Here is a 20,687-nt window from a genome sequence, read left to right as displayed (position 1 = left end):
AACCAATTGGAAATGAGGAATTATATTGAGAATAAAATCAATCGCGATCCTTCTTCTATTTGCTGGATTGATTGGTCTAGCATTTTATACAGCTATCGATAAGAAGGAAGAACCACGAACTGAAGTTAAGGAAGAAGAAAATACTGGACTAAAACAAGGAAGCACAGCACCAACCTTTTCATTAGTAACGCTAGACGGAAAGCAAGTCGATCTAAAGGATTATCGTGGAAAAAAAGTAATTGTGAACTTTTGGGCTACATGGTGTCCGCCATGCAGGGAGGAAATGCCCGAAATGGAGAAGTTCTATAGAGATTATAAGAACAAAGATGTTGAAATTTTAGCAGTTAATCTGGAGTACTCTGAAACAAATACAGAGAAAGTAAGCAAGTTTGTGAAAGAATATGAGCTGTCTTTCCCCATTCCTCTAGATGAAAAGAATACAATAGGAAAACAGTTTAGAGCCGTATCGATTCCTACTAGCTATTTTATCGATGAAGAAGGAATGATCAGTAATTCACATATAGGTCCAATGGATTACGACTTCATGAAGGATGAAATCAACAAGATGAATAGGTAATTATTGTTTTAAAGCCTTTGACCAATTTTGGTAGAAGGCTTTTTTGTTTAATTTCTTTTTAAGATGATTTAGTTTATTTGGGAAAACACTTCAAAAGACCTGTATAGGTGATTGTAAAAAATGGGAAAGTTGTCCAATAGGGAAAACAATAATTTTGTCGAATAAAAAAGTTTAGTGAAAATAAAGATGAAGTGGTTAAATCTCATAATAGCCCGAGCAACAGATCAGGAAATTCTGTAAATAAAAAGGGGACTAATTAATGAACAAGCAATATGAAGAAGTCGAAATTAAACGTATTGCCGATTTTCACCATTCTCTTAGTCATTGTCCTATCCATTTTTTCGGTTTGAGAAGAGATGGTGAGGGTGAATATAAGTACACCTATTCTGTAGGTTCTATGCTTGATGAACTAGGTGTGTCCATAAAACCTGCACCAGGAACAAACCTACATGACCTATATAACAAAGAGTTAATGGCCGAGTGGACCGAACCATTAGAAAGAGCATTTTCAGGTTCGATCCAAACAACAGATATTCTTTTAGGCGTCAGAAGTATCCGCACGACTCTTTATCCTATAACAGGAAATAATCATGATGTTATAGAGGTTGTGGGAACATCCTATATAACATCGATTAGAGAGGAAGAACGCATAACATTTCAAAATTTTAAAAAGTTTAAACAGTTGTTTAATCATGCACTAGAAGCGATTGTTCTATGTCGTTCAAATATGGAGATTGCCGAAGTGAACGACCGTGCTTGCGAACTATTACAACTTTCTAAAGAAGAACTCATAGGTATCAGTGCAGACCAATTTTTTGTAGGAAATGGTAAAGAGTTAATCCGAAAGAAATGGAAAGAAGTTTTGAATGGAAAAAAGATTGAAGGAGAGTTCCGTTACAAGACACCAGATGGTCTGGTGAAAGAAATCCAATATTCTTGTGAGAAAGATATCGTAGATCACTTACATGTTACAATTTTAAAAGATGTGACAGATCAGAAGCTTACAGAACAAAAATTATTAAAAGCGGAAGCGTTAAATGTTGTGGGAGAGCTTGCAGCAGGCGTAGCACATGAAATACGCAATCCTTTAACTTCTTTAAAAGGTTTTGTTCAACTCATCCAAAATCAAACGGATGAATTCGATCAATATTTAACGATAATCCTTACTGAGGTTGATCGAATTGAACATATCATCAAGGAGTTTTTAGTCCTATCTAAAAGCAATTCACAAAATTTTATGATGTCAAGTGTGACCGATATTATTAACGACACTGTAGACTTGTTGAACACACAAGCTATTATGAAGAACATCGAGATCAAAAAAGATTTAGAAGATCAGATCCCACTTGTTTTTTGTGATCCTATGCAGCTTAAACAAGTGTTCATCAACTTTTTAAAGAACGCGATCGAAGCTTCTGCTGTTGGAGATTGTGTAGAGATTAACATGAAGTTATCTAGAAATAAAGATTTTCTTCATGTTCAAATTCGTGACTATGGATGCGGTATGGATGAAACGGTCATGAAGAAGATCGGTAAACCCTTTTTTACGACAAAAGACGAAGGTACAGGCTTAGGTTTGATGGTAAGCACAAACATCATCAAGCATCATAACGGGAGATTAGATGTGAAAAGTAAAAAAGGAAAAGGCACGATGTTCACCATTACGATTCCCATTCATTAATGACCTAGACGAACGAAAAAAGCTTTCCCGCAGTGGGAAAGCTTTTTAATATTTATTATCCTTTAAACATTTGAACGAACATTTTACCGTATTGTCCACCATCTACTACACCGATACCAACGCTAGTGTATTCAGACTTAAGGATATTCTCACGGTGACCTTGAGAGTTCATTAAGCTAGTGTGAGCACCGTCTACAGATGAATTACCTGCAAGGTTCTCACCAGCTGTATTATATTCAACACCAAACTTCTTCATCATATCAAATGGAGAACCGTAAGTTGGTGAATTGTGGTCGAAATAGTTGTTGTCGATCATATCTTTTGCTTTAACGCGAGCAACTTTTGTTAATTCAGGATCAGCTTTAAGTGCTGGTAATCCTTGTTTTTCACGCTCTTGGTTTACTAGATCTAACATTTGTTTCTCTTGTGCAGTTAGTTCTGCACCTGCTTCAGCTTTTGGTGCTGCTTCAGCTGGAGCTTTTGCTTGCTCTTGTTGTGGAGCTGGTGCTGGTGCAGCTTGTTGTTGCTGTTGTGGAGCTGGAGCTGCCTGAGCTTGTTGAGTTTGATTATTATTTAAAGAAGCGAATGGGCATGAAGATGCCGCTTCTGAGATTCCTGCGTTTGCGCCGAATAGGGAAGCGCCTAATACTGATGCTACTACTAATTTTTTCATAAGATGTTTCCCTCCTAATAATTTATCTTACGTGTACATGTTTCGGGATTTTATGAGGAGGGTTGGGGGTCTGGAATTATGTACCAGTTTAAGACACCCACAGCTTGGATACATCTTTTAGAGAAACATCAATAAGATACACATCAGGATTAGAGAGAAGCTCCCATTCCTTGAAACCGAATGATGGATCAAACAAATTAATCATCAAGCTAAGCAGATTTCCATGCGTAACAATCAGGACGGATTTATAGGATTCAGTTTGCAAGTCATTAATGAAGGAAGAGATTCTTTGCTTTGCTTCAAATGTGGACTCGCCACCTGGAAACTTTAGATGTTCATCTATATATGTACGTTCTAGATTACTTCGCCAATTGGGGTCAGCTTCAGCAGAAAGAATACGTTCAGCCAATCGTTCATCTATCTTTATAGATTGCTCACTTAACTCTGCAAAAGGTTTAATGGTGTCGATGGCTCTTTTGAATGGACTCGAGACCACACAATCATAAAGCTGCCCCTCTAAAAAGGTAGCTAATTCCTTAGCTTGCTGCTTCCCTTCAGCAGTGAGAGCAGCAAGGCTTTCCTGACCGTCCGCTTTGCAATGTCTAATAGCCGTAATCTTCATTGATCTTCCTTCTTTCTACATAAGTACTCACTAAAATGTTGATGCTTAGTACGTTTTTTATTAGTCTTCATTGAAAATTTGATTGTAGTGTAAGGTGCGAGACTCCTGGGGGACGAGTGGGACAGGTGAGACCCTCAATGGCGCGTAGCGGCGAGGGGCTCACCGCCCGCCCCCCGGAAAGCGAGCAACCTGGAACGGAAATCAATAACTTTCAAGAACCTACAGACTTCCTAAACAAGCATCCCATTTAAACGGTTGTTTAAACTTTCGAGACGTTAAACCAAAATCCCTCCCGAATACTATGAATGTAGAAACTCGAAGGGAGATTGTTATGTATCCTGAATTAAACCATTTTAAGCAAATGAAAAAAGAATACGATATCGATATTGCTCGCGCTCAAGAAAAGTGGCAGCAACTACATAAACAAAAAGAATGGTCTTCAAACGAATATGAAGAGTTATTAAATTCATACGGTGTAAGAAACTCAAAAATCACGATGGATGATTTAACAGAAGTAAAGAATAAATACTTGTTAGCTATGGAGAAAGAACGAAATGCCATGGAACAGCTGGATGAATTAAAAGAAAACCGAGATGACCGATTGTCTGAGTATTTGAAAACCGTATATTCCTCACGCAATAGAGAATTAGACACTGCAAAGAATAGTATGGAAAAGAAAATACATCAGCTTGAACGTTTAAAAGCAGAGTACTTGATGATGGTCAAACAGATACAAGAGATTCATGCGTATCGTCAATCTGTTGAAAAAGAGACGAATGAAGCGATCACCAGTTACCAGCAATCTTATGAACCAAAAGAAATTCTTCCGTTATATCCTTCATTGGCACGATTAGAGATTCCGCTCTCTGATATTCAACATGTTTTTCAAAAAGGTGAACTGCCTGATCATCTAAAGAAATATATCCATTTTAATGATGATCCTAAGCGTTTTCCAAGATAAGAAGTCTGTGTGTTAAAAGGGAGTGAGCTGAATATACTCCCTTTTTATCTATAAAAAAAAGCCATAATCCTTAAAAAAGGATTATGGTAAAGAAAACCGAACGCATGATGAAGAAATGGGGGGTAGGGAATTGCTCTGCCGGCCTCTTGCCAACAGGAGAGATTTTGTATCTCACAATCATACTATATGTCCCCAGGAGACAAATGGTATGGACAAGTGCCATGGGCATTCATGTATTTTTGAATAATAAAAGAAATTATTTCTCTTTAGCTTAACTTTACACTTTCGTTCCATTTTTTTAGAAGCTTCTTTTCTTTATCAGGATGTAAGCCTGCTTTCCAGTCATCTGGATTTAAGTTTCGGCTTTGAGACCAATCTGCAGTATCTTTTATCGTTTCTTCTATCGGTCGGAAAATCAATCCTTTGTTTATCGCTTTGGAATCATCCGCATAATCAAGACCACGATAATCTTCACTTGAGATCCAGAGCGGCAACTCAACCCATTCTCCAACGTTCTCCTTTAACAAGAAGGATTCGGACACAGGCACGATTGTCGAGTGTTCTTGACTCCGCATACATTTTTGAACAAACTCATTGAAATCATACACACCTCCAACAGCTTGATAGATCCCGTTCTCCTTATTCTCAGCCATCCGTACGATCCAATTTGATAGATCACGAACATCAATGAATCGAACAGTCGGATCTTTCATCTCAGGGATTAAGATTTCTCCGCCTCGAACACCTCTGTCTGGCCAATACGTGAAACGATCCGTGTAATCATGGGGGCCAACAATCAAACCTGGACGCACGATCAAAGCATTCTCACCGAATACCTCTAAAACCTCTTGTTCACAAGCCGCTTTAAGGGCACCGTAATGTTCACCGATCTCAGTAATGCTTGGATCAATAAGGTTAGCGGTTTTCGCTTCCTCCGTAATGTTTCGAACGGACTGATCTTCATAAACAGATACGGACGAAACAAAAATGTAGAAAGTTCCTTCTTTGTTGAGTGCTTCAGCTGATTTGTGAACTTGTTTAGGAAAATAACCACACGTATCAACTACAATGTCCCATGATTCATTTTCCAGTAAGGACATATCGAGATCTCTGTCACCGATAATCTCATGAACGTTTTCAGTTACACCTTCTTTTGCTGTTTTCCCTCTATGAAACAAAGTCACTTCATGATGATTTTTGTTAAAAGAATCTGCTACATGTTTTCCTAAAAAACGAGTGCCGCCAATAAGTAATACTTTCATCATCTACACCACCTATTCCATTTTTCTTAAAGCAGGAAGTTTCCACATGATCAAAAGATTAACAACAATTAAAGAGAGTGCACCCCCAGACATAATGTTTTCAATAGCAAAGCCATAAGAGATTAACATGGATGTTGCTGCAAGTGATAAAGGAGCAAGCCCCATACTTGCCATGGTAAGCAAGCCCATCAATCTTCCTAGCAAGGTCTTATCAACGGAAGACTGAATTGCTGATATGAGTGGAATATTCGTTGCGGGGAACGTAATTCCAATCAAGAAAATAGTCAACATACAAGCATATAGGCTGGAACTTTGACTAAATAAGAAAAAGAAAATATTCATGGCGAATAAAGAGACTGTCACCATCAGACCACGTCTTTTTTTAACGTTTAGGATACCTATGATAACGGAACTAATGAGCATGCCTAGAGCCATAGCCCCTTCGATAAAGCTAAATTCAAGTGCGCTTCCGTCGAGCACGTTTTTAACGAAGATCGGCAAACCCATCATTAAAGGCCCGATGACGAAAACGTTAAGAAATATCGTACTAAGAAAGAGCGCCTTTAAAAAAGCAGATTGTCTTACTACATCAATTCCTTCTTTTATAGATTGCCACATGCCTGGTTTTGCTGTGCTCGAACTAATGGTAGCAGGGACATTTAGCAAATAAGCAAGAATGGCAGCGAGTAGCAGCATCACAGCGGGTACACCGAACGAGAGCATGTATCCTCCACTACTTGCAACAAGAAGACCTCCGATCATCGGACCAAGGATTAGTGAGCTTTGTTGGGTGGTCTGAATGACAGAATTTGCACGTGTTAATTGAGACTGGTCGACAACATTAGGCAGTAGAGATCCGTTTGCTGGCCAGACGAAAGCATCGAGTGCTCCAAAAAACAAACCGAAAATGATAAAAGAGAGGAGGGAGAGATGTCCTGTTGCAAGCATGATTAACAAGCCAACTAACAAAATGGTTCTTAAAAAGTTAGCGACGAATAAAATTTTCGTTCGACTTACTCGATCTGCTAGAACGCCTCCGATAGCCATAAATAAAATACGAGGAACGTTGGCTGCAATAAATACAATGCCGAGTGAGGCTTCTTTATCTAGAGTCTTCACAACATACCAGCTCTGTGAAAATTGAAAAATGGCGATTGAAAAAGAAGAACAAATCGTTATCGCCCATATGAATAAAAAAGAACGCTTTCTGAATAGGGATTCTGTTTCACTTTTCTGGTGTACAGCTATTGTTTCGGCCATCTTACTAGAGCTCCTCTTCCGGATAGGGTGTCTCTTTCAAAGGAAATGAGAGCATAAAGTAATGATAGATCTCACCATCGTCACTCTCATTCTTTTTAAATTCTGAAATTAAGTCTGATATTTCTTTTGCTTTGTCATGTAGCAGTTTTACTTGATCAGAAGAAAGCTTTACATGTCTATAACCAAATTTAAGAGGAGAATCTGTATAAGCTAGTACTTCAGGATCTAATTTGCGCACCATAGACTTCGTTTTTTCTAGAGAAACTAATATATTCTCCTTTAGTGCATCAGAGAGTTCTTCTTTCACTGCATGCCGTTGATCAGGCAATATTTCTGCAATTGAAAATGAATGAGCAACAGGTCTGTAGAACTTTTGTATAATGCCATTCTTTTCTTCTGTTCTTTCAACGTTTATCAAACCAACCCGTTCAAGTTCTTTTAGATGATAATGAATCTTTGGTGCAGGGACTTCTAATAGATCGGATAAAATCTTTCCCGTCTTCGCTTCCTCTAAAATCTCCCAAAGGATTTTGATGCGGAGGGGGTCTGAGATAACCTTTAACTGCTCAACTTCGCGTATGTGATAAATTTCTTTCATGTTCAACACTCCTGAAACGTTCAAATTTATTTGAATGTAATATATCCTAAATATATGCAAGTCGTCAACTCTTTTACACATTATTTGTAAATAATAGTTCAAATGTTATGAAAATTCTTGTATAATGTTAGTATAATATTCGCATTACAACTTAGAGGCTGGAGGTTCATAGTATGGGGAATAAGGATTTGAAGTCCTATGTGGAGAGATTGGAGAAAGTGCATTACATTGTGTCAAAGCGTTTACACCCGGAGATTGCTATAGAAAAGGAGTTAACGAAAACACAGTTTGTACTTTTGAAGACGTTGTGTATCAGAAATAAATGGACCGTTTCAAAATTGGCTGACTATATGGGTGTAAAACCGAGTGCGATAACTGTTGGTGCGGATCGTTTGTACAAGCGTGGATTTGTAAGTCGTTACCGTAGTGACCTTGACCGTCGTATTGTTTATTTAGAGATTACTGACGAAGGACATGAAATTTTACGAGAGGCTGAAAATGAGAGAGTTGATTCAATAAGTAGCTATCTAAATCACTTATCTCCAGAGGAATTAGGTATTTTTATCGATATTTATGAAAAGCTTGCTAGCGGAAATCATTCAAACCCAGACGAGATCGTCCTTACATCAAAAACCAGTTGAAGAACTGGTTTTTTTTTGTGCCTTAAATAGTATTAGTGAATGAGTCGTACAGAAGTTCTCTATTATTTTTTCATAGATTGGATTCTATTTAAATTCTTCATTGCATAGGATGTGATAGAAACGTTAACAGAAGTGGAGGGCTATACATGTTCACCCCGCAATTGAATATGAAGCGTTTACCATTATTACTTGCTGGAGCCATGCTATTTATCGTTGTTGCCACTAGCTTTATCACATCCTTTGAGCACAAATATCGATTGAGTTCATCAACCATGCATAAGTGGTTAACGGAATTTTCTGGAGAAGCACTTGTCTATTTCATAGGTTGGGAAAACCGATATTTCACGCAAGAGCTTCCAAAAGAAAGTGAACCGCCTGCTTTATCAAGTGTATTGTTTGAATTAACAACAAGCATCAAGCCTGGTGATATCCGAAGTCTGTTAGGAAACGAACTTCCTGGCTTTGCGCTCTATGATTCAACAATCATTGTTGCTGGGGAAGGAACGGATTATACAAACTTAGCGTATGAGTCACCACCACCGATGGAACTTCTATTAAGTGGTGAGGAAGCGGAAGTTCAAGATATCGAGCGGTTAGAAGATCCTGATCCATCTGATTCAGAGAACCCACCAGGTCAAACAACGAGCGGAAAAAAAATAGCTTATATCTATCATTCGCACAGCTGGGAATCGTTCTTACCTCACTTAAAAGGAGTAACCAATCCTGATCATGCCATTCATTCTAAAGTAAACATCACGATGGTAGGGAAAAAACTCGGTGAGGAATTAGAGGCGAGAGGAATTGGAACATCCGTCGATATGACAAACATGACGGAGCTTTTGAGGAAGAATAACACAGACTATAGAAAGAGCTATCCGATGTCACGAACACTGGTTCAAAGTGCGATGGCGAGCAACAAAGATATTGATTTAATCTTTGATTTGCACAGGGATTCCCTAAGAGGAAAAGCCACAACGACTGAAATTGATGGAAAATCTTACGCACGTACGCTTTTTGTAATTGGAAAAGCTAATCCTAATTATGAAAAAAATCAAAAAGCTGCCGAGGAAATTAATGCGATACTAAATAAAAAATATCCAGGATTAAGCCGTGGGGTAATTGGCAAAAACAAAACTACTGGGAACGGGGTCTATAATCAAGACCTTTCGGAAAATGCGCTTTTAATTGAATTTGGTGGTGTAGACAACAACATGAGTGAGCTGTATAGAAGTGCAGAAGCTGTAGCAGATGCTGTTGCAGAGTACTATTGGAAAGAAAATGGAGCGAAAAAAGAATAATTTAGTATAGAAAAAGACTCTAGAGACGATAAAACCTCTAGAGTCTTTCGTTTGTGCAGCGTATGGGAACTGAGAAAATTACTCTTGGTTTGTCGACTTGCGGATAAATGAGCAAAATTTGTGGATTGGAGCATCAAATTTCTTGATTAAGGGTCGAAACTCGTGGATTCTTCCGATTAATTTGTGGATTCTATACCCCATAGCGTATTCTCGCAACGTTATTCATAGAAGCAGTCAAATCTGCAAATCCTATAAAAAAATGGTATAAAAAGAGAGAAGACACTTGTTTTAATTACAAGGGGAAGGGAATAAAAGAGAGAAAGAGAAGATTGGTAAAAAGGAGCACGTGCATGAAACGAATATGGGAATTTTTCCTCACACTATTATTACTTGTCTGTTTATACATCGTTTTCTTTGCAGAAGGATATGTAGTAATCAAAACGGTATTTGGGCTCCTTTACATCGCAGTGATTCTTTATACGATTTATTCGCTAATGCTTGAGAACAGAACAGCTCAACATACACTTCTATGGATTTATGTATTGATTCTGTTTCCGTTTATCGGTTATATGTTCTATCTGTACTCAGGTCAGCTTTATCTAAAAGGTCATCTATTCAAATCTAAAAGAAAAAAAGACAGGGATGAGTGGATCCGAGTATCGAAACAAGAAGAAAAACCAGACTTTAGTGATTTAAAAAGGCATCAGCAGTGTTTTGCAACACACGCTCACCACATTACCCTAACGCGATTAAACAGAAAAACAAGTTCAAAAATTTTAAAGAATGGCCAAGAGACGTTTCCTGAAATCTTTGCAAGACTAGAAGAAGCCAAGGAGTATATACATATTCAGTATTATATCTTTCGTTCAGATCGCCTTGGCAAAGACATTATTGACCTTTTAATAAAAAAAGCCAATGAAGGTGTAAAAGTTAGATTTTTGTTTGATGGAATAGGAAGTCTTTCTCTTCAGCAATATGACATCGACAGAATGAAAAAAGCAGGAATTTTAGTGGAAGCATTCCTACCTGTTCGATATGGCTTTTTCAATCAAAAACTTAATTTCAGAAACCATCGTAAGATTATCATTATTGATGGAAAGGTTGGATTTGTCGGAGGCTTGAATGTAGGTGTTGAGTATTTAGGAGAAGATCCTGAAATTGGTTTCTGGCGCGATACACATATGGTTATGGAAGGAGAAGCTGTTCAAGTTCTTCATGCGATCTTCTTAATGGATTGGGAGTATGTTTGTGGAGAAGATCTTTTAGAAGATAATCACCTTACAACCGCATACCCTGCCGAAGGAGACGGAACTGTTCATGTTGTAGCAAGTGGTCCGGACACCCAGCTAGGGATCATGAGTGATCTATTCTATTCTTTGATCTCATGTGCAGAGAAATCCATATGGATCGCAACGCCATATTTTGTTCCAAATGAAGCGATTCGAACGGCATTGAGAGTGGCAGCAAAAAAAGGAGTCCAGGTTCGATTATTGGTTCCTGAGATCAACGATGGATTCTTGACCCAATATGCGACGCGCTCCTATTTTCCAGAGCTTTTGCGTGCGGGAATAGAGATCTATTCCTACAAAAAAGGATTCCTTCATCAAAAGGTAATCATCATTGATGGTGATACCGCTTCGATCGGTACTGCCAATATGGACATGAGAAGTTTTCACCTTAACTTTGAAGTGAACGTGTTCTTGCTGAATACAGCATCTGTCCATGATCTTGTAGAGCAATACGAAGAAGATATGGTGGAATCTGTAAAAGTGAGACCTGTTGAGTTTTACAAAAGAGGTTTGTGGGAACGCACAAAAGAATCGTTTGCTCGTCTGTTCTCAGGTGTCCTCTAATCTCAGCTGGTTGTCTGAAATCGGTTATAATGCAATAAAAAACAAGAATAGAAAATCCCCCTCAGGAATAGGTTGTACGAGACCGTGTTAGGTGAGGGGGATTTTTTTATGGATTGGCTTGAGGCCTTAATATTAGGCATTGTGCAAGGAGTAACTGAATTTTTACCTGTAAGTTCTACAGGCCATCTGTTGCTTGGCAGGCAAGTGTTTCAGCTAGAAGAAGCCGGATTGTTTCTTGATAGCATGCTTCATATAGGAACACTTATTGCTGTGATGACGGTTTATTGGAGAGAAATTCTAGAAGTAATAAAAAGACCCTTCAGCAAAACGGGAGTTCTGCTTATTGCTGGTACGATTCCAACCGCTGTTATCGGACTAGCATTTAAAGATTTTTTTGAAGAGATCTCAAAAACGGGGGTCACGGTTGGATGGGAGTTCTTGATAACAGGTTTTTTGCTTTGGTGGGCTGATTCTTATAAGCGAAATGGATATAAAGGGATTGAAGATATCTCAATACGGGATGCACTTGTGATCGGTACATTTCAAGGTGCAGCGATTCTTCCAGCTATTTCACGATCGGGTCTAACGATTGCAGCAGCGCTCTTTTGCAAGATCGATAAAAAAGCAGCCGCCTATTTTTCCTTTTTATTATCCATACCATCTATCGCAGGAGGAGTAGTATTGCAGTCAAAAGATCTATTTACTGGTGGACATCCTCCTATCTCTTATTCAGCATTATTGATCGGTACTTTAGCATCGGCTCTATTTGGATATGTGGCAGTAAAGTGGATGATTAAACTCCTTCAAACTGGTACGTTAAAAGGATTTGCCATTTATGTGTGGATGATAGGAATCGTTGTATTGATCCTTCAATTTTCAGGTAAAATGTAAAGTATTTGTTAACACTAAAAAAATGGATTGACTTTTAAAAGATAGAGGATTACAGTATATGTAATTCAAAATTTAGCAGGCTTTAGATCGCTGAATTTACAGTTATTTTTATGGAAAAACTACTGTAAAACGGGGGAACCAATCTTTTGGGGTGAATTTTGCTCTATTTGCAAAAAGGGATACTCCAATCCCTAATCCGACAGCTAACCCCGTAAGCGTCATGTCACTGGAGAGGTCAATTTGGTGGAAAACCGGACCCGCTTTTTTGTGTGGTCTTTTTTTGCGTTTTTTAACTTAAATTTGTATACCTCTTAACCAGTAAGGCTAGAAAACAACGAAGCAAAAACTTCATGGATTTTAAGGGGAGACCATAATGAAAAAACAGTTTGCAGTAATCGGATTAGGACGTTTTGGAGGCAGCATCTGTCGAGAATTTGCGACGATGGGCTATGATGTTCTAGCTATAGATAAAGACATGGAAAGAGTAAATGAGTTTGCAACAATAGCTACACAAGCCGTTCAAGCCAACTCAACGGATGAAAATGTAATGAAGTCTTTAGGGATTCGAAATTTTACTCAAGTTATCGTTTCGATCGGGGAAGACATTCAAGCGAGCATTCTAACCACTTTACTTTTAAAAGAAGCAGGCGTTCAAAAAGTATGGGTAAAAGCACAGAATGACTATCATCATAAAGTGTTGGAAAAGCTAGGAGCAGACCGTATTATCCACCCAGAGCGTGATATGGCGCTTCGCGTTGCTCAACTCATTTCATCTGAAAAGATTATTGACTTTATTGAGCTATCGCATGAACACAGTATTGTTGAGATTGGTGTAACGGATAAGTTAGTGAATCGGACGCTAACAGATCTTGATGTTCGTGCACGCTTTGGATGTAATATCGTGGCAATCAAACGCGGAGATGAGATACTCGTTTCACCAATTGCTGATGTATCTCTTCAATATGGGGATATACTTGTTGTGATCGGTCGTAACGAAGATCTAAACCGATTTGAGGATGAGGAAGTGTAAGCATTGGCACTACATGTTAGAAAGCATAAACGTTTTTTGCACAACCCAATAAAATTGAACCCTCCTCAGTTTTTAGCGTTACTATTTTTATTTCTTATTTTCGTCGGGATGTGTTTGTTAAAGCTTCCTATTGCCCATGAAAAAACGTTATCGTGGGTTGATGCTTTTTTTATTGCAACTTCAGCAGCAACAGTAACAGGCTTAGCCACTGTTGATCCTGGCTCGACGTTCACCCTCTTTGGTGAGATCGTCATCTTGTTCTTAATCCAAGTCGGAGGACTTGGGGTCATGTCTTTTGCTTCATTAGTCGTTATTATGATGGGGAGGAAAATATCCATCAAACAGCGTGTTCTGATGCAAGAAGCACTCAACCAGCCTTCTATAGGCGGGGTAATCCGTTTAGTTCGAAATCTGTTTGTATTTTCAATCAGCATCCAGATTATCGCCATCTTTTTTCTATCACTAAGGCTTGTTCCAGACTTTGGTGTTAGTAAAGGAATCTACTATAGCATTTTTCATGTTATATCAGCATACAACAATGCAGGGTTCTCATTGTGGTCTGACGGTCTAATGGGTTATGTAGGAGATCCGATGGTGAACATCGTCATATCGTTTCTGTTTATAACAGGGGGAATTGGATTTACCGTTTTGGTTGATATTTGGGTGAGCCGTAGCTGGAAAAAACTTTCTCTTCACACAAGAGTGATGTTGCTGTCTACTTTGATTTTAAATATTGTAGCAATCTTGTTCTTCTACTTATTTGAATTTAATAATCCTAAGACCATTGGAATGCTTTCAGGTGCTGAACAATTCTGGGCTTCGTATTTTCAAGGTGTAACACCGAGAACAGCAGGATTTAACTCGATTGATATGACGGCCATCAATCCAGATACATCTCTATTAATGATTCTATTGATGTTTGTTGGAGCGGGGAGTACTTCAACTGGTGGAGGAATTAAGCTGACAACGTTTGTCGTTATTATCTTTACGGTTGCAGCTTTCTTAAAAGGTAAAGATGATACAGTGGTTATGAAAAGAACCATTCGAAATGCAGTGGTCTACAGAGCTCTTGCGATTACGACCATATCTATCTTGTTCATTTTTGCCGCATTACTTATTATCACATATGTACAGAAAGATACTTCATTCATGGTGATCGTGTTTGAAGTCGTGTCTGCCTTTGGAACAGTTGGATTAAGTATGGGTCTGACCCCAGATCTTACAGTCATCGGGAAAATTGTAATCTGTGTGGTAATGGTTTTCGGTAAATTAGGACCGCTAACGCTGGCGTTCAGTCTAGCTAAACAAACAAAAGATAATATTAGATATCCAGATGGTGAAGTGTTCACTGGGTAAAAAAGAGGCTAATGCAATGAAGGAATTTCCTTCATTCTGCATTAGCTTTTTTGGTTATTTATGGGTTAATTGACTTCCTCTTGGGAAAGCTAAACAAGATTTCAATGCTACTTTAAAGAGAGAGGAAGAGAAACCGTTATGCAAAAAATTAAAGAAGCTTTTCTCGTTTCTCCTTTTCTTGTCTTTTTTCTCATCCATTCTGAACAAGTAGGGGTGGGGGTTCTTGGGTATCAGCGGATCATTGCTAAATACGCAGGTTATGATTCTTGGATTTCGGTTATCATCGCTGCTGTTTTTGTACATATTTTAATCTGGATGATCTATTACGTACTTGATAATGGCGATGGAGATATCGTGAACACACATAAAACGTTGTTTGGCGGTTTTCTAGGCAATCTATTCAACCTATTTTTGCTTCTCTATTTTCTGCTTTGGTCGATCACTGTACTAAGAACTTATATTGAAGTCATACAAGTATGGATGTTTCCTACATTAAGTACATGGAAGATCGCTGCAGTGTTCCTTGTATTAACGTACTACGTCGTTTCTTCCGGTTTTCGAACGGTGGCGGGAATCTGCTTTTTAGGGGTGGTTATTCCATTAGGGTTGATCGTTTTATTAGTGTATCCACTGGAATTCACTCATTTTTCAAATCTTCTGCCTGTATTCGATGAAAGTATCAAGGATTACATGTCAGCTACGAAAAATATGATGTTGAGCTATCTTGGTTTTGAAACACTTCTTGTTTTTTATCCGTTTATTAAAAATGCAAAGCGTTCTCAAAAGTTTGCCCATCATGCTAATCTTTTTACATTTATGATGTACTTGTTAGTCACTTTGTTTTCGTTTGCCTTCTTTAGCGAGGAGCAGTTGTCTAGAAATATTTGGGCAACACTATCTATGGTGAAAATCGTCCAAGTTTCATTTGTGGAACGATTCGATTTTGTTTTCGTTTCGATGTGGTGTCTTGTGATCTTACCAAATATTACACTGGCTATCTGGTGTTCGAGCCGTGTGGCCAAACTTATGTTGAACATTCGACAGCATATCACACTGATTATATTATTAGCGATTACTTTAGCTGCTTGCTATTATTTAGATACTCGCCTGAAAATCAACATGCTCAATAACTATACGAACAAGATTGGTTTTTATTTAGCCATAAGTTATATTCCGCTTTTATTTATCATGACTTTTATTAAAAAACATATTAAGAAAAATAATAAAGAACAAGCATCGCCTAATACATGATCCACCACAATTAAAAAACTGACTGTTATGTTCCTCAATCTGTTGCACTTTGGAAAGAGGAAAGTTAGCAGTCAGTTTTATTAGTTTTACTTAGGCTTGAAGAAGCATAGTGAGACGCGTTTTATGCTTTTCACGCTGTGAATCATCTGATGTGTTGTGCCAATTCTGAAGCGTCTCGTTGATCAATTGAGTGACCATATGCTTTGTCCATATTACATATGCACCATACGTATCCCCTTTAAAAAAGGAAGAAAGCATATTATTGTCAGGACCGAAGAAGAAACCGAGCTGATCATGAATGAGCGTCGCCTCATCCATCGAAAAAGGCATAATTTTATCTGAAAGAATAAATTGATATGAATTATTTTCTTTTTTAATAAATGCGATCGCGTATACCTGTCCTTCAGGAAGAAAACCTTTTGTAGTAGGTAAGAGAAGTAACGGGTTATGTCCTTTGTCATAAGCGATAAAAAAGTCATTCACATCTTCCTCGAACTGTGGTGTGCGTGACATTGAAGCAAGTGCAATTTCTTTTTGTACGTTTAACATGTAACAACCCTCATTCCGTTATATTTTCTTACTACCATTCTTACCGCTAGTTTGATAGATTATACGTGTCAATTTCTTTACTAAACTGCTGTGATAAGTTGTTGAAAGGGAATTGACGGACAAATTGTAAACGCATACACTAGAGATAGTTATTAGCCGTTAGAGAAAGAGTGATTCATGCAATGGCATTATCAAATGAACGTTTGATCGGAAAAATGGCCATGTTAGGCGTATTAGATGAAAGTTATCTGCCAGAAATCGAGAAATTGGGCTGGAAGTATTGCGTAGGCAAAGCCGGTTCAATGGATTCACAAAAGGTAGTAGCTGCCATTGAAACAGCGGCCAAAAGTGAAAATATAATTCAAACCGGGATTTATCGTGAAACACATTCGTTATATCATGCCATCATGGAAGCTTTTCATGGGGTGACAAGAGGACAGGTTCAGCTTGGAACCGTTCTTAGGACTGTAGGTCTACGATTCATCGTTGTCCGAGGTAATCCGTATGAGAAGAAAGAAGAAGGTGACTGGATCGCAGTCGCTCTCTATGGAACGATTGGTGCTCCTGTAAAAGGATTAGAGCATGAGGCGATCGGTCTAGGAATCAATCATATTTAAATAGTGCCCATAGTAACTAGTGATGAGGGGGCGTATTCGAAAGAGTTTTCTTTCGGGTGCGCTCTTTTTGTATGTGAAGGATGGACCTTTTAGCGAGACTTGTTGTCTTTGAAAGTAGTTGATTTCCGTTCTAGGATGCTTGTTTTCCGCGGTTTTGCGAGCAATTCGGCATCAGACGAGTCAGAACTTAGGCAGATAGAGGATAATCATTTACCGGAAAAACGAAAATAAGCAATAATTCCGCGAGTTTTAAACATAATCCCGCGAGTTTCAGCGGTTATTCCGCAAGTTTTTAACGTATATCCGCGAGTCTGTAAAAATCGATAATAAAAGAGTCTTAGAAAATGAGGGATGAAGATGATTACATTAACAGGTAATACGCTTTCCATGGAAGAGCTCAAGCGGATTCTGCATGATAACGAACCCGTAGAAGCTTGCCCGCTTAGCATGAAGAAAGTAGCAGACAGTCGGAAAGCGGTTGAGGAGATCGTAGCTGCAGGGAAAGTCGTTTACGGAATCACTACGGGCTTCGGAAAATTCAGCGATGTTTTTATTTCTAGAGACGATGTAGAAACGCTTCAGATCAATCTGATCCGCAGTCATGCGTGCGGCATAGGAGATCCTTTTCCAGAGACGATCTCTCGCCTAATGCTTATTTTGCGGGCGAACGCATTACTAAAAGGCTTGTCTGGAATCCGACCTGTAGTCATTGAAAGGCTGCTAGAGTTGGTCGAAAAGAGTGTACACCCTGTTGTTCCTCAACAAGGATCACTTGGCGCGAGTGGAGATCTTGCTCCGCTTTCTCACCTAGCACTTGTGTTAGTAGGTGAGGGAGAAGCGTATTACAAAGGAGAACGTATTCCTGGCCAAGAAGCTTTAAAGAGAGCGGGCATTGAACCTGTCGTCTTGACGGCGAAAGAGGGGCTTGCTTTGATAAATGGAACGCAAGCCATGACGGCACAAGGAATTGCTGCCTATATAGAAGCAGAACGTATCGGACTCATGGCAGATGCGATTGCAGCACTCACAACTGAAAGTTTACGAGGCATAACAGATGCGTTTGATGAGGATGTTCATCTTGCTCGAGGTTATCAAGAGCAGGTAGATGTTGCAAAGCGTTTAAGAGAATATTTAGACGGCAGCCAGCTTACAACGAAACAAGGAGAGATCCGGGTCCAGGATGCTTACTCCTTAAGGTGCATCCCACAAGTGCACGGTGCCTCGTGGCAGGTCCTCGGCTATGTAAAAGAAAAGCTTGAGATCGAAATGAATGCTGCAACGGACAATCCACTGATTTTTGATGGAGGAAACAAAATCATATCAGGCGGGAATTTTCATGGTCAGCCTATCGCTTTTGCTATGGATTTCTTAAAGCTTGCAGCAGCAGAATGGGCAAATATTTCTGAGCGAAGGATCGAACGGATGGTCAATCCTCAGTTAAGTGACTTACCAGGTTTCTTAAGTCCGAATCCAGGGCTTGAGTCTGGTGCAATGATCATGCAATATGCAGCTGCATCACTCGTTTCAGAAAACAAAACATTGGCTCATCCTGCAAGTGTGGATTCGATTCCTTCATCGGCCAATCAAGAAGATCATGTGAGTATGGGAACGATCGCTTCTAGGCATGCTGCTCAAATTATTGCGAATGCAAGACGAGTTCTTGCTGTCGAGTTAATCTGTGCGATGCAAGCAGCAGATTTTAGAGGTCCAGAAAAATTGGCACCTAAAACAAAGAGAGTATATGAACAAGGAAGAATCGTTTGTCCAACGATACAATGTGACCGCATGTTCCACCGAGATATGGAAGCTGTTGCTTCATGGATCCTTGATACATCGTGGAATGACATCTTAATCGGATCAAAAATTCAAAAGTTAGCACATTAAAAGGAGGTATTTTTACATGTCAAACGTAAAACATTCTATATCAGCTGCTAGAGGTACAAAATTATCGGCAAAAGGGTGGGTTCAAGAAGCGGCAATCCGTATGCTGATGAACAACTTAGATGGGGAAGTGGCTGAGAATCCTGATGAGCTTGTCGTTTATGGTGGTATCGGCAAAGCTGCCCGTAACTGGGACTCTTATCATAAGATCATAGAAACATTAGAACGTTTAGAGAATGATGAAACCCTTCTTGTGCAATCTGGAAAGCCGGTCGCTGTATTTAAATCGCACACTGATGCTCCACGTGTTTTACTCGCCAACTCCAATCTTGTTCCTGCATGGGCAAATTGGGATACATTTCGTGATCTTGAAAAAAGGGGACTGATGATGTATGGCCAGATGACAGCAGGAAGCTGGATTTATATCGGCACACAAGGCATCCTGCAAGGTACGTACGAGACATTTGCAGAAGCTGCTCGCAAACATTTTAACGGATCATTAAAAGGAACGATTACACTCACAGCAGGTCTTGGAGGTATGGGTGGGGCACAACCTCTAGCAGTAACGATGAACGATGGTGTTGTGATCGCGATTGATGTAGATGAAACAAGAATCCAACGTCGCTTAGACACGAGATACTTAGATAAGATGACAAAAAGTTTAGACGAAGCATTAAGCATGGCAAAAGAATACGCGGCAAAAGGTGAGCCACTATCGATCGGTCTTTTAGGAAACGCTGCTGAGCTTTTACCAAAGATGATTGAGATGGGAGAGATTCCGGATCTTGTTACGGATCAGACATCTGCACATGACCCCCTGCATGGGTATTTACCAGTAGGTTTCTCTATGGAAGAAGGAGCAGAACTTCGTAAACGTCATCCTGAGCAATATATCGAAAAATCGAAGCAATCAATGGCGATTCACGTTCAGGCGATGCTTGAGATGCAAAAGAAGGGTTCCGTTGTATTTGATTACGGAAATAACATCAGACAAGTTGCGCTTGATGAAGGAGTTACAAACGCTTTCGATTTTCCAGGGTTCGTTCCAGCGTTTATCCGACCGCTGTTCTGTGAAGGAAAAGGACCTTTTAGATGGGTAGCGTTATCGGGAGATCCAGAAGATATCAGAAAAACAGATGAAGTGATATTACGAGAGTTTAGTGATAACGACCACCTCTGCAAATGGATCAAGATGGCTCAAGACAAAGTACAGTTTCAAGGTCTTCCTTCCCGCATCTGTTGGTTAGGGTATGGTGAACGTGCGAAGTTTGGAAAAATTATTAACGAAATGGTAGCTAGCGGCGAATTGTCAGCACCAATCGTAATCGGGCGTGACCACTTGGATTGTGGTTCAGTTGCATCGCCTAATCGTGAAACAGAAGGAATGCTTGATGGCAGTGATGCGGTTTCGGACTGGCCGATTTTAAACGCGATGATCAATGCGGTAAATGGTGCAAGCTGGGTATCTGTGCACCATGGAGGCGGTGTTGGGATGGGTTATTCTCTTCATGCCGGAATGGTCGTTGTAGCAGATGGAACAGAAGAAGCTGCTCGTCGTCTTGAGCGTGTACTAACGAGTGATCCCGGAATGGGAATCGTAAGGCATGCTGATGCAGGTTATGACCTTGCGATTGAAACAGCGAAAGAAAAATGCGTAGATCTGCCGATGATCGAGAACTAAAAAAG

General features: G+C 39.4%; 19 protein-coding genes and 1 riboswitch. Of the genes, 13 read left to right on the top strand and 6 right to left on the bottom strand.

All coding sequences use genetic code 11. The features are described 5' to 3' along the window. Positions 1–25: 25 nt before the first annotated feature. Together H9648_RS07225 and H9648_RS07220 are read left to right on the top strand one after the other, a co-directional pair. Positions 26–577 carry a TlpA disulfide reductase family protein gene (locus H9648_RS07225; protein ID WP_191753192.1) on the top strand — a complete coding sequence of 184 codons (552 nt, stop codon included), beginning with the start codon at positions 26–28 and terminating at the stop codon, positions 575–577. 259 nt (positions 578–836) lie between these two features. After that, a complete protein-coding gene (locus tag H9648_RS07220) occupies positions 837–2,258 on the top strand; it encodes an ATP-binding protein (protein ID WP_191753191.1) in 1,422 nt (473 codons plus the stop codon). 55 nt (positions 2,259–2,313) lie between these two features. Here the strand turns inward: H9648_RS07220 and H9648_RS07215 are convergent, their stop codons facing one another. Then, entirely contained in the window at positions 2,314–2,931 is a 618-nt protein-coding gene (locus tag H9648_RS07215) for a CAP domain-containing protein (RefSeq protein WP_191753190.1), read from the bottom strand. A gap of 88 nt (positions 2,932–3,019) precedes the next feature. Then, positions 3,020–3,553, bottom strand: coding sequence for a histidine phosphatase family protein (locus tag H9648_RS07210; protein ID WP_191753189.1), 534 nt, complete (start codon positions 3,551–3,553; stop codon positions 3,020–3,022). Positions 3,554–3,884: 331 nt separating this feature from the next. Between H9648_RS07210 and H9648_RS07205 the strand changes: the two genes are divergently transcribed. Next, positions 3,885–4,514 (top strand): GumC domain-containing protein, encoded by a 630-nt coding sequence (locus H9648_RS07205; RefSeq protein WP_191753188.1) that lies wholly within the window; start codon positions 3,885–3,887, stop codon positions 4,512–4,514. 266 nt (positions 4,515–4,780) lie between these two features. Here H9648_RS07205 and H9648_RS07200 read toward each other — a convergent pair whose 3' ends face one another. From H9648_RS07200 to H9648_RS07190, 3 genes are read right to left on the bottom strand one after another with little or no spacing between them, the layout of a single operon-like run. Then, positions 4,781–5,779 (bottom strand): NAD-dependent epimerase/dehydratase family protein, encoded by a 999-nt coding sequence (locus H9648_RS07200; protein ID WP_191753187.1) that lies wholly within the window; start codon positions 5,777–5,779, stop codon positions 4,781–4,783. A 9-nt stretch (positions 5,780–5,788) separates the two neighbouring features. Next, positions 5,789–7,036, bottom strand: coding sequence for an MFS transporter (locus tag H9648_RS07195; protein WP_191753186.1), 1,248 nt, complete (start codon positions 7,034–7,036; stop codon positions 5,789–5,791). A 4-nt stretch (positions 7,037–7,040) separates the two neighbouring features. Then, positions 7,041–7,634 (bottom strand): ArsR/SmtB family transcription factor, encoded by a 594-nt coding sequence (locus H9648_RS07190; RefSeq protein ID WP_191753185.1) that lies wholly within the window; start codon positions 7,632–7,634, stop codon positions 7,041–7,043. 173 nt (positions 7,635–7,807) lie between these two features. On the opposite strand from H9648_RS07190, the gene H9648_RS07185 reads away from it, so the two are divergent. From H9648_RS07185 to H9648_RS07155, 7 genes are all read left to right on the top strand, one after another. Next, positions 7,808–8,275, top strand: a complete 468-nt coding sequence (locus tag H9648_RS07185; protein ID WP_191753184.1) for a MarR family winged helix-turn-helix transcriptional regulator — start codon at positions 7,808–7,810, stop codon at positions 8,273–8,275. A 146-nt stretch (positions 8,276–8,421) separates the two neighbouring features. Then, positions 8,422–9,573 carry a stage II sporulation protein P gene (gene spoIIP / locus H9648_RS07180; protein WP_191753183.1) on the top strand — a complete coding sequence of 384 codons (1,152 nt, stop codon included), beginning with the start codon at positions 8,422–8,424 and terminating at the stop codon, positions 9,571–9,573. Between the two features lie 350 nt (positions 9,574–9,923). Beyond that, a complete protein-coding gene (gene cls, locus H9648_RS07175; protein WP_191753182.1) occupies positions 9,924–11,426 on the top strand; it encodes a cardiolipin synthase in 1,503 nt (500 codons plus the stop codon). Positions 11,427–11,534: 108 nt separating this feature from the next. After that, a complete protein-coding gene (locus H9648_RS07170; RefSeq protein WP_191753181.1) occupies positions 11,535–12,317 on the top strand; it encodes an undecaprenyl-diphosphate phosphatase in 783 nt (260 codons plus the stop codon). 78 nt (positions 12,318–12,395) lie between these two features. Further along, a riboswitch (cyclic di-AMP (ydaO/yuaA leader) is annotated at positions 12,396–12,551 on the top strand. A 139-nt stretch (positions 12,552–12,690) separates the two neighbouring features. After that, positions 12,691–13,347 (top strand): potassium channel family protein, encoded by a 657-nt coding sequence (locus H9648_RS07165; RefSeq protein ID WP_191753180.1) that lies wholly within the window; start codon positions 12,691–12,693, stop codon positions 13,345–13,347. Between the two features lie 3 nt (positions 13,348–13,350). Further along, positions 13,351–14,703, top strand: a complete 1,353-nt coding sequence (locus H9648_RS07160) for a TrkH family potassium uptake protein (RefSeq protein ID WP_225218763.1) — start codon at positions 13,351–13,353, stop codon at positions 14,701–14,703. Between the two features lie 138 nt (positions 14,704–14,841). Next, the gene (locus tag H9648_RS07155) at positions 14,842–15,954 is read left to right on the top strand and encodes a GerAB/ArcD/ProY family transporter (protein ID WP_191753179.1); all 1,113 of its coding nucleotides are present in this window, start codon (positions 14,842–14,844) and stop codon (positions 15,952–15,954) included. Positions 15,955–16,044: 90 nt separating this feature from the next. Here the strand turns inward: H9648_RS07155 and H9648_RS07150 are convergent, their stop codons facing one another. Next, the gene (locus tag H9648_RS07150) at positions 16,045–16,503 is read right to left on the bottom strand and encodes a hypothetical protein (RefSeq protein WP_191753178.1); all 459 of its coding nucleotides are present in this window, start codon (positions 16,501–16,503) and stop codon (positions 16,045–16,047) included. A gap of 182 nt (positions 16,504–16,685) precedes the next feature. Between H9648_RS07150 and hutP the strand changes: the two genes are divergently transcribed. From hutP to hutU, 3 genes are all read left to right on the top strand, one after another. After that, positions 16,686–17,120 (top strand): histidine utilization transcription antiterminator HutP, encoded by a 435-nt coding sequence (gene hutP / locus H9648_RS07145; RefSeq protein WP_066391539.1) that lies wholly within the window; start codon positions 16,686–16,688, stop codon positions 17,118–17,120. Between the two features lie 357 nt (positions 17,121–17,477). Further along, entirely contained in the window at positions 17,478–19,004 is a 1,527-nt protein-coding gene (gene hutH / locus H9648_RS07140) for a histidine ammonia-lyase (RefSeq protein ID WP_191753177.1), read from the top strand. A 16-nt stretch (positions 19,005–19,020) separates the two neighbouring features. After that, a complete protein-coding gene (hutU, locus tag H9648_RS07135) occupies positions 19,021–20,682 on the top strand; it encodes a urocanate hydratase (protein WP_191753176.1) in 1,662 nt (553 codons plus the stop codon). Positions 20,683–20,687 lie beyond the last annotated feature (5 nt).

The sequence above is a fragment of the Fictibacillus norfolkensis genome, assembly GCF_014836645.1.
In the GTDB taxonomy this organism is placed as follows: Bacteria; Bacillota; Bacilli; order Bacillales; family Fictibacillaceae; genus Fictibacillus; species Fictibacillus norfolkensis.
This window is presented reverse-complemented; position numbering and strand designations above follow the sequence as displayed.